14 protein-coding genes are annotated in these 15,838 nt (G+C 64.5%); 11 read left to right on the top strand and 3 right to left on the bottom strand.

From position 1 onward, the window contains the following. Positions 1-57 precede the first annotated feature (57 nt). The 6 genes from V4558_05860 to V4558_05835 all read left to right on the top strand — a co-directional run bounded on the left by V4558_05860 (position 58) and on the right by V4558_05835 (position 7,373). Positions 58-624 carry a gluconate 2-dehydrogenase subunit 3 family protein gene (locus tag V4558_05860; GenBank protein ID MES2305010.1) on the top strand — a complete coding sequence of 189 codons (567 nt, stop codon included), beginning with the start codon at positions 58-60 and terminating at the stop codon, positions 622-624. After that, positions 624-2,321, top strand: coding sequence for a GMC family oxidoreductase (locus tag V4558_05855; GenBank protein ID MES2305009.1), 1,698 nt, complete (start codon positions 624-626; stop codon positions 2,319-2,321). Before V4558_05860 ends, V4558_05855 begins: the two co-directional genes overlap by 1 nt. Continuing rightward, positions 2,322-3,158, top strand: coding sequence for a sugar phosphate isomerase/epimerase (locus V4558_05850; protein MES2305008.1), 837 nt, complete (start codon positions 2,322-2,324; stop codon positions 3,156-3,158). A 154-nt stretch (positions 3,159-3,312) separates the two neighbouring features. Then, positions 3,313-5,013, top strand: coding sequence for a GMC family oxidoreductase (locus tag V4558_05845; GenBank protein MES2305007.1), 1,701 nt, complete (start codon positions 3,313-3,315; stop codon positions 5,011-5,013). Beyond that, entirely contained in the window at positions 5,010-5,858 is an 849-nt protein-coding gene (locus tag V4558_05840; protein MES2305006.1) for a sugar phosphate isomerase/epimerase, read from the top strand. The genes V4558_05845 and V4558_05840 overlap by 4 nt, the downstream gene beginning before the upstream one ends. Before the next feature lie 636 nt (positions 5,859-6,494). After that, positions 6,495-7,373, top strand: coding sequence for a TIM barrel protein (locus tag V4558_05835; GenBank protein MES2305005.1), 879 nt, complete (start codon positions 6,495-6,497; stop codon positions 7,371-7,373). A 10-nt stretch (positions 7,374-7,383) separates the two neighbouring features. Here the strand turns inward: V4558_05835 and V4558_05830 are convergent, their stop codons facing one another. From V4558_05830 to V4558_05820, 3 genes are all read right to left on the bottom strand, one after another. Next, positions 7,384-8,484, bottom strand: coding sequence for a hypothetical protein (locus V4558_05830; GenBank protein ID MES2305004.1), 1,101 nt, complete (start codon positions 8,482-8,484; stop codon positions 7,384-7,386). A gap of 81 nt (positions 8,485-8,565) precedes the next feature. Beyond that, a complete protein-coding gene (locus V4558_05825) occupies positions 8,566-9,108 on the bottom strand; it encodes a hypothetical protein (GenBank protein ID MES2305003.1) in 543 nt (180 codons plus the stop codon). A 71-nt stretch (positions 9,109-9,179) separates the two neighbouring features. Beyond that, the gene (locus tag V4558_05820) at positions 9,180-9,968 is read right to left on the bottom strand and encodes an AraC family transcriptional regulator (protein ID MES2305002.1); all 789 of its coding nucleotides are present in this window, start codon (positions 9,966-9,968) and stop codon (positions 9,180-9,182) included. Between the two features lie 259 nt (positions 9,969-10,227). Between V4558_05820 and V4558_05815 the strand changes: the two genes are divergently transcribed. The 5 genes from V4558_05815 (at position 10,228) to V4558_05795 (ending at position 15,836) form a co-directional block, all read left to right on the top strand. Continuing rightward, positions 10,228-11,910 (top strand): GMC family oxidoreductase, encoded by a 1,683-nt coding sequence (locus V4558_05815; GenBank protein MES2305001.1) that lies wholly within the window; start codon positions 10,228-10,230, stop codon positions 11,908-11,910. Next, a complete protein-coding gene (locus tag V4558_05810; GenBank protein ID MES2305000.1) occupies positions 11,907-12,521 on the top strand; it encodes a gluconate 2-dehydrogenase subunit 3 family protein in 615 nt (204 codons plus the stop codon). The genes V4558_05815 and V4558_05810 overlap by 4 nt, the downstream gene beginning before the upstream one ends. A 178-nt stretch (positions 12,522-12,699) precedes the next feature. Continuing rightward, positions 12,700-13,944, top strand: coding sequence for a Gfo/Idh/MocA family oxidoreductase (locus V4558_05805; GenBank protein ID MES2304999.1), 1,245 nt, complete (start codon positions 12,700-12,702; stop codon positions 13,942-13,944). Positions 13,945-14,045: 101 nt separating this feature from the next. Next, on the top strand, positions 14,046-14,363 hold the full coding sequence (locus V4558_05800) for a heavy metal-binding domain-containing protein (protein ID MES2304998.1): 318 nt from the start codon (positions 14,046-14,048) through the stop codon (positions 14,361-14,363). 333 nt (positions 14,364-14,696) lie between these two features. Continuing rightward, positions 14,697-15,836 (top strand): FIST N-terminal domain-containing protein, encoded by a 1,140-nt coding sequence (locus V4558_05795; protein MES2304997.1) that lies wholly within the window; start codon positions 14,697-14,699, stop codon positions 15,834-15,836. Positions 15,837-15,838: the final 2 nt, after the last annotated feature.

The following is a 15,838-nucleotide window of genomic DNA, read 5'->3' as shown; positions in this document are numbered from 1 at the left end:
GGCGTCGTGTGAGGTTCCGGGCGATCCTTCAGCATCCCAATCCCGGGTGACCTCCATATGACCACTCGTCGAGAAGCGATCCGCCTCCTGGGCGGCGCGTGTGCCGTGCCGGCATTGGCGGCCCTCACTCCCGAAGACCTCTTCGCCCTGGGCGAGCGCACCCACGCCTCGCTTGGCGTCGCGCGGGGGAGCGGCTTCTTCGACATGCATCAGCTGCAGACCGTTGCGGCCGCGGCCGACCGGATCATTCCGGTCACCGACACGCCCGGCGCGCTGGCGGCCGAATGCCATCGCTTCGCCGAGAAGATCGTGCAGGATCACTACGACGCCGCGCGACAGAAGCGCTTCGTCGCTGGTCTCGTCGATCTCGACGCGCGGAGCGGCAAGGTGCGGCAGAAGCTCTTTGCCGATCTCGCCCCCGACGACAAGGACACCCTGCTTCGTGCAGTGGAGGCCGATGCGATCGCGGCCAACGCGAAAGAGGGTTCCTTCTGGCGCGACCTCAAATACCTCACCATCTACGGCTACTACACCTCGAAGATCGGCATCGAGGAAGAGTTGAAGACCAATTTCTATCCTGGTCGCTACGATGGCTGTGTTCCGGTGAGCGGAGGGACGAAGTAATGGCGCGCGCACCGTACGACGCGATCGTGATCGGCTCCGGCATCAGCGGCGGCTGGGCGGCCAAGGAGTTGAGCGAGAAGGGTCTCAACGTCCTGATTCTCGAAGCCGGCCGGAGCATTGATCCCGCGCGCGACTTCCTGATGAATGCTCCCGCCTTCGAGTTCGACTATCGCTACCTCGGCGATGTCCGCAAGCTCACCGCGCGGCAGTCGGTGCAGCGAAAGTGCTACGCCTGCGACGAAGGCGCGACGCAATTCTTCGTCGACGACGTCGACAACCCGTACACTACCGCCGACGGCAAGCCGTTCGACTGGATCCGCGGTCGGCAGATGGGTGGCAAGTCGATCATGTGGGGCCGTCAGTGTTATCGCTGGAGCGATCTCGATTTCGGCGCCAACGCGAAGGATGGTCACGGCACCGACTGGCCGGTGCGCTACAAGGACATCGCGCCCTGGTATGACTACGTCGAGGGCTACGCCGGCATCTCCGGTGAAAAGCTCGGCCTGCCCCAGCTTCCCGATGGCCCCTTCCTGCCACCGATGCAGATGAGCTGCGCCGAGCAGTGGGTGCGCGACGGCATCAAGACGAAATACAGTGGCAGTCGGGTGCTCACCATCGGACGGACGGCGAATCTCTCGGTCGCCCACAACGGTCGCGCGGCCTGTCACTACTGTGATGCCTGTCATCGCGGCTGCACCACCGCAGCGTACTTCAATTCTGTGCAGACCACACTCAAGGATGCCTTCGCGACGGGGCGCTGCACGATTCGTCCGTACAGCGTGGTGCACTCGCTGGTCTGGAATGAAGAGCAGGGAAAAGTCACCGGCGTGCGTGTCGTTGATGGCCAGACGATGGAGACACTCGAGTTCAACTCGAAGATCGTCTTCCTCAACTGCTCGGCCCTCGAATCGACGCGCATTCTGCTCAACTCGAAGAGCCGTTCGCATCCCGAAGGGCTCGGCGGCAACAGCGGCGTCCTCGGGCGCTATGTGATGGATCACACGATGCAGGCCGGGGCCGGCGGGAAGGTGCCGGGCTTTCTCGACAAGACCACCTACGGGTCGCGACCGAACGGCGTCTACCTCGCTCGCTTCCGCAACGTCACCGACCAGCATCCCGACTTCCTGCGCGGCTACGCCTACCAGGGCGGTGGCGGTCGGTCGGTGTCAGGGTGGGGGCGCGGTACCTCGACGCCGGGCTTCGGCGCCGACTTCAAGAATGCGCTCAAGCAGCCGGAGTATGGTGGCTGGGGGATGTCGCTGGGCGGCTTCGGCGAGTGCCTGCCCAACGTCGACAATCGGGTGAGCCTCAACCCCGACAAGGTCGACCGCTGGGGCGTGCCGGTGCTGCACATCGACGTGCAGTGGCGGGAGAACGAGCTCAAGATGCAGCAGGATGCGATGACTCAGGCCGCCGAAATGCTCGAGGCCGCCGGTGTCACCAATGTCACGACCTACAACAGCCACACCGCCCCGGGGCTCACGATTCACGAGATGGGCGGCGCCCGGATGGGGAAGGATCCCAAGACCTCGGTGCTCAACAAGTGGAATCAGCACTGGGATTCGAAGAACGTCTTTGTGACCGATGGCGCCGCCATGGCGTCTTCAGCGTGTCAGAACCCGTCGATCACCTATATGGCGTTCACGGCTCGCGCGGCAGACTACGCCGTCCGCGCCCTGAACCGGAAGGAGCTCTAGATGGACCGTCGAACGTTCGTAGGCGCACTCGGAGCAGCGGGAGCCGCATCGATGCTTCCCAGTGGCGGCAATCTCCTGGCGCAGGAAAAGCTCGAGAAGATCGGCGTCCAGCTCTACACGGTGCGCGACCTGATGAAGGTCAGCGTCGAGAAGACGCTCGCCGACGTGGCCGCCATCGGCTATCAGGAAGTGGAGTTCGCCGGCTACTTCAACCGGCCACCGCGTGCCATCAAGCAGCTGCTCGATCGCAACGGACTCAAGTCGCCGTCGGGACACATCGGCATCGACCTGCTGCGGGGGCCCTGGAACCGAACCCTCGACGAGTCGGCCGAGATCGGCCACAAGTACCTCGTGGTCGCCTGGCTCGACAACAAGGACCGCGCCTCACTCGATGCACTCAAGAAGGTCGCCGACCTCTTCAATCGCGCCGCCGAAGATGCCAAGCGCTACAAGATCAAGCTTGCCTATCACAACCACGACTTCGAATTCACCCAGGTCGAGGGACGCCGGATGTATGACGTCCTGCTCGAAGAGACCGATCCGAAGCTGGTGCAGATGGAGATGGACCTCTACTGGATCATCAAGGGCGGCGGCACGCCCGAGCAATATTTCGCGAAGTGGCCCGAGCGCTTCCCGATGGTGCACGTGAAAGACGGCGGCCCCGCGCCCGAGTACGCGATGACCGAAGTCGGCAAGGGGACTATCAAGTGGGCCGAGATTTTCGCGCGACACAAGCAGGCGGGCATCAAGCACTACTTCGTGGAGCACGACAACCCGAAGGATCCGATGCAGAGCATCGCGACGTCGTACCGATATCTCAGACAGCTGCGATTCTAGGAATTGGTGGGCGATGGGCGATGGGCGTTGTCATCCTGAGCGAAGCCCGCGCAGCGGGCGAAGTCGAAGGAGCGGAGTCTGGCGTGAAGGGATCCACCTCGACGGATAGACCAGCTCCTTCGGCTGCGCAGCCCTGCGGGCTGCTCCGCTCAGGATGACACTCCCCTCGTACGACGCCATCGTCGTCGGTTCCGGCATGTCGGGCGGCTGGGCCGCCAAGGAACTCGCCGAGCACGGCCTCCGCACCCTGGTGCTCGAGGCCGGGCGGATGATCACCCCCGAGCGCGACTACCTGATGGCCGCGCCGGCCTCGGACTTTCCCTACCGCCTGCTCAATGACCCGAAGGAAACCGCCGAGAAGTTCGCCATTCAGCGCCGCTCGGTCGGCTTCGGCGAAGACACCAAACAATTCTTCATCGACGACCGCGAACACCCATACACGCTCAGCGAAGGTTCGCAGTTCTCCTGGCTCCGCTCACGGGTGCTCGGCGGCCGCTCCATTCTCTGGGGCCGCCAGGTCTATCGCTGGAGCGACCTCGACTTCGAGGCCAATCTTCGCGACGGCGTTGGTGTCGACTGGCCAATTCGCTACGCCGACATCGCACCCTGGTACGAGTACGTCGAGAAGTTCGTCGGCATCTCTGGCGAAGCACTTGGCCTCTCCTACCTTCCCGACTCGCATTTCCAGCCTGCAATGCAAATGAGTTGCGCCGAAGAACAGGTGAAGGCCGGCCTTGCGAGGGCCTACGGCACCACCCGGGTGATGACCATCGGGCGCACCGCCGTACTCACCGCGCCACTCAATGGGCGTGCGCCGTGTCACTACTGCGATTCCTGCTCGCGCGGTTGCACCACCGGCTCGTATTTCAATTCGGTGCACGCCACACTGCCGGCGGCAATGAAGACCGGTCGCTGCACCATCCGGCCGTTCTCGGTGGTGCACTCGGTGATGTACAACGAACAGACCCGTCGTGCGACCGGGGTCCGGGTCATTGACGCCGAGAGCAAGCAGGCGATCGAGTTCAAGGCGCCGCTGGTCTTCCTCTGCGCCTCATCGCTCGAGTCGGCCCGGATCCTGATGAACAGCGCGACCCGCAGCCATCCGCACGGTCTCGGCAATTCCAGCGACCAGCTCGGTCGCAACCTCATGGATCACATCAAGGGATCCGGCGCGAGCGGTCGCGTCGAAGGGCTCGACGACAAGACCTCGTTCGGCCGCCGCCCCAATGGCATCTACATCCCGCGTCACCACAACCTCGATCCGAAGAAGCCCGATCCGAAGTTCATCCGCGGCTTTGGATTCCAGGGCGGCGCAACTGGGCGTGGGCCACTCTGGGGCTCGGCGATCAATCGCCCGGGGTTCGGCGCCGAGTTCAAGCACGCCCAGCGCGGTGTCGGTGGCTGGAACTTCTCGTTGGGGGGCTTTGCCGAATGCCTGCCGAATCCTGAGAACCGGATGCAGATCGATCCTGCCGTGAAGGACGCGTGGGGAATTCCGGGCGTCAGGATCTCGGCGAAGTGGCGTGACAACGAAATTGCCCTGCAACGCGAGATGGCCGATTCCGCGGCGGAAATGCTCGAGGCTGCCGGCGTGAAGAACGTGGTGGCCAACCGCGGCGCACCGCCGCCGATGGGGCAGACCAATCACGAGATGGGGACGGCGCGGATGGGACGAAGCCCGAAGAGCTCGGTGTTAAATAAGTGGAACCAGCTCTGGGACGTCCCCAATGTGTATGTCACCGATGGTGCCGCGATGGCGTCGTCGAGCTGCGTCAATCCGTCGCTGACGTACATGGCGCTCACGGCGCGTGCCGTGGATCACGCGGTCCGGCAGCTCAAGCAGAAGAAACTGTGACGACGCGGCGCGATTTCGTTGCTGCCAGCGCGGCGGCCTTGCTGCCGCTCAAACGGGTAGCTCCGCTCCCTCGGGCCCTGGAGGGCCCTCAGGACAGGCAGCTCGGCGACATCGGCCTCGCCACTATCACCATCGCCAAGGGGATGACCACCGACCCGGCCGCGACCCTCAAGGCGGTGGCCGCGATCGGCTACGCCACCATCGGTTTGTCGCAGCTCTACGGCCGCGATGCGCCCGAAATGCGCACGATGATCGAGGCGGCCGGGCTTCGCTGCCCTGTGCTGCATTGCACCTGGGCTGACATCGACAGCGCCCCGATGACCGTCGTGCTTGAGCGAGCCATGATGCTCGGTGCCACCTATCTCTACGTCCCATCCGTGCCGGCGGAACTGTGGCGCAAGGTCGGCGGCATCGATCGCCTCGCGGGTCGCTTCAATGTCTCGGCCGAAGTCGCGGCCAAGGTCGGCATCACCCTCGGTTTTCACAACCACGCCGATGAGTTTGCGTTGGTCGATGGCGAGCCCGCCATCGGACGATTCCTCTCACGGACCGAACCGAAGCGAGTTGTCGTCGAGCTCGATTGCTACTGGGTCACCCGCGCCGGCCACGACCCGGTGGCCTGGATGAATCGCTGGCCTGGCAGGATCCGCGCATTGCACGTCAAGGATATGGCGCCAGGCGGCGCCTTCGCCGATGTCGGTGCCGGCGTCATCGACTGGCGGCGAATCTTCCGCGAGCGGAAGCGCGCCGGCGTCGAGCACGTGCTGGTCGAGCACGACTCGCCCCGCGACGAACTTGCGACCGCCAAGGCGAGCTTTGAGTATCTCCGTGCGCTGCGGTTCTGAAGGTAGGCTGTTGCTCCTATGTGGGTGCCGCGCTCGCGCGGCACCGATGTCACCCGCGACGCATGGAGTTTGCTCGCGCCGCGCCTCGTGCGGCGCAGATCTCTCCTGCGACGGAAACTCGGCCGCGCGGCGGGGCTCAGCGCGAGAGGCCGCTGTCGTCGGATCAAATTCCGCGCATCCGCGACCCGCTCGAGTCCGCCGCCGCGCACGCTGCCCGTGCGCGGTTCGGCGGCTCGTCTTCGCGGGTCGCCCGCCGGCGCAACGAGCGCCGGCTACGGATGCGCTCCCTATTGATCCTCCTCCCACGGCCCCTCACGCCTCGCCCCGTTCCTCTTTCTGTTTGCCAGGAAATTCGCGGGCGTCGCGTCGTGGGTCCCTCGGAGCGGCCTAGCGCAGTCCCGCGCACCGGCTCTAATGTCGCCAGCTCGACGCGGAGCCTGCCCCGCGCATCCTTGGATAGCTTCGATCTCCAACTCTCGTCGCGGGGTCGGGCCAGGTGAGCCGCGGCGAGGGAGCCCACGGCGTGACGCCCGGTGCAACTCGACGCCGCGCATCAGGTCCTTCGACTGCGCCCGCGTTGCGGGCTTCGCTCAGGATGACAATCTTGCAGGTACCTTCTCGCTTCCCGGAGTCTCGATGCCCTCCCGCCGCACCTTTCTCGCGTCTTCGGCAGTGACACTTGGGGCAATGGCATCCGGAAACCCGGCCGCCGCGCAACGCACGGCGGCAGCGGGCGTGGGGGCGGCGATCCCAGGCCGCATTAAGCAGTCCGTCTGCCGCTGGTGCTTCGGCGGGATTCCCTACGACGACTTCTGCGAGATGGCGAAGCGCGTCGGCCTCGGCGCCATCGACCTGGTCGACCAGAAAGACTGGGCGCTGGTCCAGAAGCACGGCCTCGCGATCAGCACCTCCAACTCCACCTCGCGCCGCGACTTCATCCCGCGCGGACTCAATGACCGCGCCAATCACGAGCTGATTCTCGGCGAACTGAGCGCGGTCATCCCCGCCGCCGCGAAGGCCGGCATCCCCAACGTCATCGCAATGTTCGGCAACAAGGGCACCATCACCACCGAAGACGGCATCGCAGCGTGTGCCGAGGGGCTCGCGAAGATCGCGCCGCTGGCCGAGAAGGAAGGGGTGACGGTAATTCTCGAGATGCTCAACAGCCGCGTCGATCATCACGGCTTCCAGGGCGATACCTCGGCGTTCGGCATCGCCGTCGCCGAAAAGGTCAACTCACCGCGCGTCCGGCTGCTCTACGACATCTACCATATGCAGATCAGCGAAGGCGACATCATCCGCTCGATCCGCACCAATGGCAAATGGTTCGCGCACTATCACACGGCAGGGAACCCCGGTCGGAACGAACTGGCCGCCGATCAGGAGCTCCAGTATCCCGCCATCGCGAAAGCCATTGCTGACAGCGGCTTTACCGGCTGGCTGGCGCACGAGTTCATGCCGAAAGGAGACGCGGAGGCGGGGCTGCGACAGGCCGCTGCGGCGTGCACGGTCTGAGGGGAATCGCCTATCGGCGGCGCGCCTTGGCGACCAGGTCGTCGATGGTGCTCGCGAAGTCCACACCAAAGACATTCGTCACGATCTCACTCCGACGCCGAAGCTCCCGCACGTAGGCAGTATCGCGATAGAGTGACGCGGGTGGGTCCACCTCGGTCGTGACCGGACCGAGATAGAGTAGTGCATCGACCTGCTCGCCGAGCGGTGGAAAGTCAGCATCGGTGTAGTGCACCGGCGTCCGCTTTCCGTTCACCATTCGAAATACGGTGACCGACCCGAAGAGAACGCCGCTCGTTGTCGTGTCGAATGGTGTCTCCGCAATTGCCCGAATCGTACCCGGCTGCCACTTGCGGATCTGTTTCAGTACTCGTGGGGTCGAGTGGTCCACCGTCCAGATGAGGTAGGCTTTGCCGGGGTGCTGTTGCTGCAGCGCATCTCCCACACCAGCCTCACCAAGATCCGCCGGCTTGAAGTCGGAGACCGGGCTTCGTCGCGGCAGGTGGTGATTTCCAATAATGACGAGCGCCCGACGCCCTTGCGAGATTGAGTGCGTTTCGAGGATCCTGAACGTGTCGGGATCGCGGTAGCCATAGGCCCGGGGAAAGGTCTCCAAACTGGTCACCTGAGCCCAGTCGATTGGTGGGTCGCCCAACAGGACCCGCAGCTGCTTTCCACCGCGATGCTGGGAATTCTCGGCACGCACCAGGTCGAAAAACCGGCGGTAGAGTGGCGAGTCCCAGACCAGGAGCTGGGTCGTGTTTCTCCAGACCAGCTGGAGCGAATCTTCGGGAACGCTTCCGCCACCGACGTAGCGGTCGGCGAGGTCCTGGTACCGTGCGTTGCCGAATTCCACCACGATATCATCCACCCGCTGGCGGAAGCGTGGGTCCGTGATCAGGGCACCGAGGAATCGGTGGACCTGGGCGGAGCGGTGTATTTCGCCGATCACGACGACCTGGTGGTCGGCGAAGCGATCGATGATCGCGTCGACGGCCTGAATCTGTCTGCCCGCCGCAGGGGCCCGCGTCTGGGCCGCGGCTACCGGTGAAAGTGTTGCCACCAGCGCCGCGACGTGGGCCGCACAAGTCCGGATCCGGTTCGTACTGCTCATAGCAGCCCCGTGGAGTAGTTCGTTCCCATCAATTGTTCAGGGGAAGAAATACCTTCGTCGGCTGCAAGGCAAGAGGGCCCTTCAGGAGCCCCTGGTCAACCGCATCTCGAAAAACTGTGTCCAGCTCTTCCCTTCATCGCGCGACATGAACCCCTTTTCAACCCAGCGTCCCTGATTGTCGAACGCCATCTCGTACCGGATCATCCCGGCGCGCGGGTCGTTCATCTTCCAGGTGTAGCCATCGGGGCGGAGGGTGAACTCCGGGTCGATCCAGTTGGCGCCGAGGGAGACATGGGCGCGCATCATCGGGGTCAGGTGGTCGTGATCGAGGGTGATCACGGCGAAGGCGTCGTGCACGGTGCGGAGCGAGCCGTCGGGGAGCTTCTGCGTGCCGAGCCCCTTGATGGTGAACGCGGTGCCGCCAGCCACGGCTTCGACGGTCTCGCGCTGCTGAACGATCTGCTTGTTGTCGGGCCCCATCACCATCGACGCCTCGCCCTCCCAGACGCCCACCAGCTTGGTCATCAGGACGAGCTGCTGTGGGGTGCCCATCGCGACCGGGGCTTGAGCGTGCAACGCGACCGGAGCCGCGATCAGAAGCGAAGCAATGACAAACGAGCGCATGGAGCAACTCCACAAGTTGAGGTGTTGCCCCAAGATGACAGGCGCTGCGGAGGGAATCTTGAGAAAATCGGTCAGCGCCGGACCTGGTCGTGCTCCGTGGCGAGCACTCGCGAGCCGAACTCGACCGGTTTGAGCCCGGTGAGGTCGACGAAATCGTGATGCATGTGTGGTTGGTCAGCGTAGCCTGCGGTGGCGGCGATCTGACCCCAGGAGCCTACCCCGTCGACCGCGGCCCAGGTTGCCGCGAGGAGCCGACGGATCCGCGCGAACTGCTTCGGGGTGATGCCGGTGGCCCACTTGAAGCGTCGGAGCAGCGTCCGCTCGGAAGTCTGGAGTTCCCGGGCGAGCACGGCGATGGCAAGCTCGCCCCGGCTTTCCATCAGGCGGATCGCTGCACGATCGGCCAGCGGGTCTGGCATCGTGAGCCGGGGGATCTCGCCCCGGAAGATCTCCTCCATAAACGCCGCCGCAGCGTCGACGTCCGGGCAGCGCACCAGGGCGCCAACAAGTCGGCCAGCCAACTCGCCAATCATCGCCTCCGCTGGTGCACTCCTGTTCACCAACTCCTCCGGCACGACACCGAGCACCGTGCGAGCAGCACCCGGGCGCAGCCTGGCACCGAGGTACCGAGTCCCCGGGAAGACCGGGACCGAGAGGGGCTCGAGCCAGGGGCCGGTTACCAGGGCCATCCCGGCGATCGGGCCCGCCACCACCACGAGAATCGAGGTGCAGCCATCCGGCGGGACGTGGTGCATCGGCGGCGCCCCCTCGCGCACCTCGAACTCCCACCAAGTCGTGAACCACGGCAGCAGTGCGGCGCACGGGAGGCGCTCGGCGTATCTGAAGGGCATCTGGGTCATCGGAGACCAAAGCTACCGACGAGCGTGATGGGGTGATGGGTGAGGGGTCATGGCGTGAGGGGTCTTGTCACCCTGAGCGAAGCGAGGGGGCGGAGCTTCGTCTCCCTCGACTTCGCAGCCCTTCGGGCTGCTGCGCTCAGGATGACACCCCCATGACCCATCACCCCATCTCCCTTCTCCCATCTCCCTTCTCCTCTATCTTTACCTCCGTCCCACAGCGATCTCCCCTCTCACTTGGCTCCTCATGTCACTTCTCTCGATGCGACGCGACGTCTATGACGTCGTCATCGTCGGTTCCGGGGCTGGCGGCGGTATGGCCGCCTACGAGCTCACCAAGGCCGGCGCGACAGTGCTCCTCCTCGAAGCCGGGGGGATGTGGGACAACACCAAAGACTCCGACATGCTGGTCGCGCCGTGGGAGACCCCGCGCCGCGGCGGTTCCACCCCCGACAAGCCGTTCGGCGAGCACGACGCCTGTATCGGTGGCTGGAACGTGCCGGGCGAGCCGTTCACGACTGCGCCGGGGAGCCGCTTCCAGTGGTGGCGCGCCCGGATGGTCGGCGGCCGCACCAATCACTGGGGCCGCATCTCGCTCCGCTTCGGCCCCGACGATTTCCAGCACAAGAGCATCGACGGTCTCGGCGACAACTGGCCGATCACCTACGATGACGTGAAGCCCTACTACGACGAAGTCGACGACCTGATCGGCATCTTCGGCTCGCGCGAAGGGATGCGCAATCATCCCGACGGCAAGTTCCTCCCCGCGCCGAAGCCGCGCTGCTGGGAGATGCCGATCAAGAAGGCCGCCGACAAGCACGCTGTCACCTGCATTCCGTCGCGACTCTCGATCATCACCCGGCCGCACAACGGCCGCGCCGCTTGCCACTACTGTGGTCAGTGCAACCGGGGCTGCCGCACCAACTCCAACTTCACCTCCACCAACGTGCTCATCGCACCGGCGCTTCGCACCGGCAAGCTGACGATGCGCACCGATGCGATGGTGCGTGAGGTGAGTGTCGGCAAGGACGGCCTCGCCGACGGCGTGATCTTCATCGACAAGGTCAGGGGCGAAGAGATGAAGGTGAATGCCAAGGTCGTCGTGCTCGCCGCGTCGGCCTGCGAGACCGCCCGCATCATGCTCAACTCGAAGTCGGCGAAGTTCCCGCAGGGCCTCGGCAACAGCAGCGGCATGGTCGGCAAGTACCTCACCGACACCACCGGCACCGATGTCGGCGGCTTCCTGCCCGCGCTCGCCGATCAGCCGCGCCACAACTGCGACGGCGTCGGCGGTGCCCACCTCTACATGCCGTGGTGGCTCGACAACAAGAAGCTCGACTTCCCGCGCGGTTATCACATCGAGATCTGGGGCGGGATGGGAATGCCGGGCTACGGCGTCGGCGGCGGGATGCAGAACTACGCCGGCGGCGGTGGCTATGGCGCTTCACTCAAGAGCGATGTCCGCAAGTACTGGGGCACCGGCGTCGGCTTCTCCGGTCGCGGCGAGATGATCCCGAACGAGAAATCATTCTGCGAGATCGATCCGCGCGCCGTCGACCAGTGGGGCATTCCGGTGCTTCGCTTCCACTGGGAGTGGAGCGATTACGAGTACAACCAGGTCAAGCATATGCAGGAGACCTTCCGCACCCTGTTGCAGGAGATGGGCGCGGTGGTTCGCAGCAATATGCCGACCAAGGAACAGGGCTACGGCATCGCCACCGGCGGCTCAATCATCCACGAGCTCGGCTGCGTACGCATGGGGAGCGATCCGAAGGCGAGCGTGCTCAACGAGCATTGTCAGACATGGGACTGCAAGAATGTCTTCGTGGCCGACGGCGGTCCGTTCGTGAGCCAGGCCGACAAGAATCCGACCTGGACCATTCTCGCGCTGTCGATGCGCACCAGCCGCTACATCGCCGAACAGCGGAAGGGAGGGAAGCTGTGACCGACTCCTCGAAGTTCTCCCGGCGCGAGGTCGTCACCGGCCTCGCCGCCACTGCCGGCGCCTTCCTGATGCCCAGCGCGGCACGGGCGACGGAAGCAGCGAAGGTATCGACTGCTGCGCGAGGCGCAGCAGGAGCAGTGGGTACGGCCTACGCGCCGAAGATCTACACGGCACACGAGTATGCCACCGTGCGCGCGCTGGTCGACGAGGTGATTCCGAAGGACGCGAAGTCGGGTTCCGCCACCGATGCCGGCGTGCCAGAATTCATGGACACGATGCTCGATCTCGAGCCGAATATGCGCGTCGCCCATCGCGGCGGCCTCGCCTGGCTCGATCACGAGTGTCGTCGTCGCTATGCCAAGGATTTCGTCACCTGCACCACGGCCGAACGGCACGCGGTGCTCGATGACATCGCCTATCCGGCGAAGGCCAAGCCCGAATTCGCCGCCGGCGTCAACTGGTTCAACTCCTTCCGCGACTTCACCGCGACCGGTTTCTTCACCTCCGAAATGGGCGTGACTGACATCGGCTACATGGGGAACACGCCGGTGATGAACTGGGATGGCTGTCCGCCGGAGAATTACACGAGACTCGGTACGCAGAAGCCGTAGGACGAGAAGCGGGGATCGAGAAGCGAGAAGCGGAGGAGTGTCACCCTGAACGAAGTGAGGGGGCAAAGCACTGCTTCGCAACCAAGCTCCGTCCCCTCGCTACGCTCAGGGTGACAGGTCTTTCTCGCTTCTCGCTTCTCGATCCTCGCTTCTCGACAACACTTATCTCAGAGTCACCATGAAAATCCCAACGCGGTTAGGCGTCGGCTTCATCGGTTCCGGCTTCAACACCCGCTTCCACATCCAGTCGTGGACCGGCGTGCGCGACGCCGATGTCCGCGGTGTCTACTCACCGAACTACAAGAACGCGGCCTCGGCTGCGGCGCTCGCCAATCAGCTCAATGTCGGCCCGGCCAAGGCGTACAAGTCGATCACCGAGATGGTGGCCGACCCCGACATCCACGCGATCTGGCTCTGCGGCCCCAATCACGCCCGCATCGAGAACGTCCGCGAGATCTGCGACGCACTCCAGAGCGGCAAGGGCGAACTCCTCGGCATTGCCTGCGAGAAGCCGCTTGCGCGTGGCGTGAGTGAGGCGAAGGAAGTCCTCAAGCTGATCACCAAGGCCGGCATCAAGCACGGCTATCTCGAGAACCAGCTCTTCTCGCCCGGCATCATCCGTGGCCGCGACCTGATCTGGGCGCGTGGTGCCAAGACCACCGGCCGGCCGTACCTCGCGCGCGCGGCGGAGGAGCACAGCGGTCCGCACAACGCCTGGTTCTGGCAGGGCGACAAGCAGGGCGGGGGCGTGCTGAGCGACATGATGTGTCACTCGGTCGAGGTGGTGCGCTATCTCCTGACCGAACCGGGGAAGCCGCGCTCGTCGCTGAAGCCGGTGAGCATCAACGGCCGCATCGCCTCACTGAAGTGGAGCCGGCCGCACTACGCCAAGCAGCTCAAGGCACGCTACGGCAAGGAAGTCGATTACCTCAAGCGGCCGAGTGAAGACTTCGCGTCTGTCTCGATCACCTACGAGACTCCTGAAGGGCTGCACGTCGTTGGCGAAGCGAGCACGTCGTGGAGCTTTGTTGGCGCAGGCCTCCGCCTCTCGGCCGAATTGCTCGGTCCCGAATACTCGATGAGCTGGAACACGCTCAACAGCGAACTCGCCTGCTTCTTCTCGCGCGAAGTGCAGGGGAAGGCCGGCGAGGACCTGGTCGAGAAGCAGAACGCCGAGATGGGGCTGATGCCGGTGGTACCCGACGAGGCCTCCACTTATGGCTACACCAACGAGAATCGCCACTTCGTGAATGTCTTCCTCGGCCGCGAGCAGGCCATCCTCACCTGGCAGGATGGTCTCGAGGTGATGCAGACCCTGATGACCGCCTATATGAGTGCCGAACAGGAGAAGACCGTCGCCTTCCCGCCGCGCGGGCTCGATGCCTTCATGCCTGCCGTCGCCAAGGGGACCTGGAAGCCGTAACGCGGCACTATCCTTCAGCTGGCAGTTGAATTCGCCCACTACTCCGGAGCAGCACCGTGCCATCGCTCATTCGGTCGCAGGTCTTCGACTTTCCGCACGAGATGACCACCACCGGCTTCGACATCCCGGGCTACATCATCACCAACAACCTCGGCGTCGTCCGTGGCGTCGTGGTGCGCTCGCGTTCCGTGATCGGCACCTTCGGCGCCGGGCTGCAGACCATCTTCGGCGGCAACATCTCGATCTTCACCGAACTCGCCGAACGCGCCCGTCAGCAAGCCTTCGACACGATGCTGCAACAGGCGCACGTCGCCGGCGCCAATGCCGTCATCGGTATTCGTTATGACGCGAATGAAATGATGAAGGGCGTGACGGAAGTGTTGTGCTACGGGACCGCCGTGATTGTGCAGGCAGAATAGAGACTGGAGACTGGAGACTAGAGACTGGAGACTAGAGACTAGAGATTAGAGGTTGTCACCCTGAGCGCAGCGAGGGGGCGGAGCTTCCTCTTACGAGTGGGCTCCGCCCCCTCACTTCGTTCAGGGTGACAACTCTTCATCGGAGCTCCGCCCCCTCGCTGCGCTCAGGATGACAACCTCTAGTCTCTCATCTCTAGTCTCTAGTTTCGCTCAGCTTCCCCCTCAACCAACCGATAGCCAATGTGATCCGTGAGTGCGCACGATGCACGGATCACATTGGCGATGAAGAAGTCTTCATACTCGCCGTGATTCTTTGGTGCGCGCGAGGCGTTTGTGGAGATCAAACAGGTCACCCTGGCCGCTCCCTTTCTGGCGACCGCCGAACTCGAACCGCTCGTCAGCATCGCGCCACATCTGGTCCTCGTCTTCGCGCCGACGGAAGCGTTCACCGACCCGGCCTTCGTGGCGCACCTCAAACAGACCTTCCCCAACTCGCATCGCGTCGGCTGTAGCGACGCCGGACAGATCAGCAACGCGGGCGTCACCGTCGGTCGGGCGAGCATTACCGCGGTCCATTTCGACCGCCCCAATCTTCGCGTCGCCTGCGCCACGGCCCCCGATATGGCCTCGTCGCGCAATGCCGGCGTCGCGCTGGGCCGGGAGCTGAGCCGCGGCGACCTCACCGCCGTCCTCCTCCTCGGGCCCGGCTTCGACCTCAACGGCAGCGCCCTGATCGAAGGGCTCGCCGAAGCGGTCGGCCCCGAAGTGATTCTCACCGGCGGGCTCGCCGGTGACGATGGCCGGTTCGAGGAAACTTGGACCTACTGCGGCGATACCGCCTCGCCCCGGAACGTGGTCGGCGTCGGCTTCTACGGCGATAGCGTCACCGTTTCCCACGGCTCCTTCGGGGGCTGGGCCCCCTTCGGCACTGCGCGCAAGGTGACCCGCTGCGATGGCAACATCCTCTACGAGCTCGATGGCGTCCCCGCCCTCGAGGTCTATCGCCGCTATCTCGGCGAGTATGCCGCCGGACTCCCCGGCACCGGCCTCCTCTTTCCGTTCTCGATGCTCAGCGACGAGCACGACGACCTCGGCCTCATCCGCACCATCCTCGGCATCGACGAGAGCACCGGCGCCCTGATTCTCGCCGGTGCCGTGGTCCAGGACGGTTACCTCCGCCTGATGCACGCGAGCACGAACGCACTGGTCGACGGCGCCGAGATGGCGGCGAAGGCCGCGATGTCGCTCAACAACGCCCCGGGTGATGGGCTTGCGATCATGGTGAGCTGTGTCGGCCGACGGCTGATGATGGGCGGGAGGGTCGAGGAAGAGTTCGAAGCAGTCGCGGCCGTCTTCGGCGAAGAGGCGACCCTCGCCGGATTCTACTCCAATGGGGAATTCGCGCCGATCCTGGGTACCTGCACCGGCGTGCTCCACAATCAGACGATGACGATCGCGTACTTGCACGACTGACG

Source organism: Gemmatimonadota bacterium (genome assembly GCA_040388535.1).
Taxonomy (GTDB): Bacteria; Gemmatimonadota; Gemmatimonadetes; order Gemmatimonadales; family GWC2-71-9; genus Palsa-1233.
Note: the sequence above shows the minus strand (reverse complement) of the source record. Positions and strands in the feature narration are given on the sequence as shown.

What these genes read in the sequence shown, in the direction of transcription:
- V4558_05860 (MES2305010.1), top strand. Translation starts at nt 58, where the DNA reads ATGACCACTCGTCGAGAAGCGATCCGCCTCCTGGGCGGCGCGTGTGCC.
- V4558_05855 (MES2305009.1), top strand. Translation starts at nt 624, where the DNA reads ATGGCGCGCGCACCGTACGACGCGATCGTGATCGGCTCCGGCATCAGC.
- V4558_05850 (MES2305008.1), top strand. Translation starts at nt 2,322, where the DNA reads ATGGACCGTCGAACGTTCGTAGGCGCACTCGGAGCAGCGGGAGCCGCA.
- V4558_05845 (MES2305007.1), top strand. Translation starts at nt 3,313, where the DNA reads ATGACACTCCCCTCGTACGACGCCATCGTCGTCGGTTCCGGCATGTCG.
- V4558_05835 (MES2305005.1), top strand. Translation starts at nt 6,495, where the DNA reads ATGCCCTCCCGCCGCACCTTTCTCGCGTCTTCGGCAGTGACACTTGGG.
- V4558_05830 (MES2305004.1), bottom strand. Translation starts at nt 8,484, where the DNA reads ATGAGCAGTACGAACCGGATCCGGACTTGTGCGGCCCACGTCGCGGCG.
- V4558_05825 (MES2305003.1), bottom strand. Translation starts at nt 9,108, where the DNA reads ATGCGCTCGTTTGTCATTGCTTCGCTTCTGATCGCGGCTCCGGTCGCG.
- V4558_05820 (MES2305002.1), bottom strand. Translation starts at nt 9,968, where the DNA reads ATGACCCAGATGCCCTTCAGATACGCCGAGCGCCTCCCGTGCGCCGCA.
- V4558_05815 (MES2305001.1), top strand. Translation starts at nt 10,228, where the DNA reads ATGCGACGCGACGTCTATGACGTCGTCATCGTCGGTTCCGGGGCTGGC.
- V4558_05805 (MES2304999.1), top strand. Translation starts at nt 12,700, where the DNA reads ATGAAAATCCCAACGCGGTTAGGCGTCGGCTTCATCGGTTCCGGCTTC.
- V4558_05800 (MES2304998.1), top strand. Translation starts at nt 14,046, where the DNA reads ATGACCACCACCGGCTTCGACATCCCGGGCTACATCATCACCAACAAC.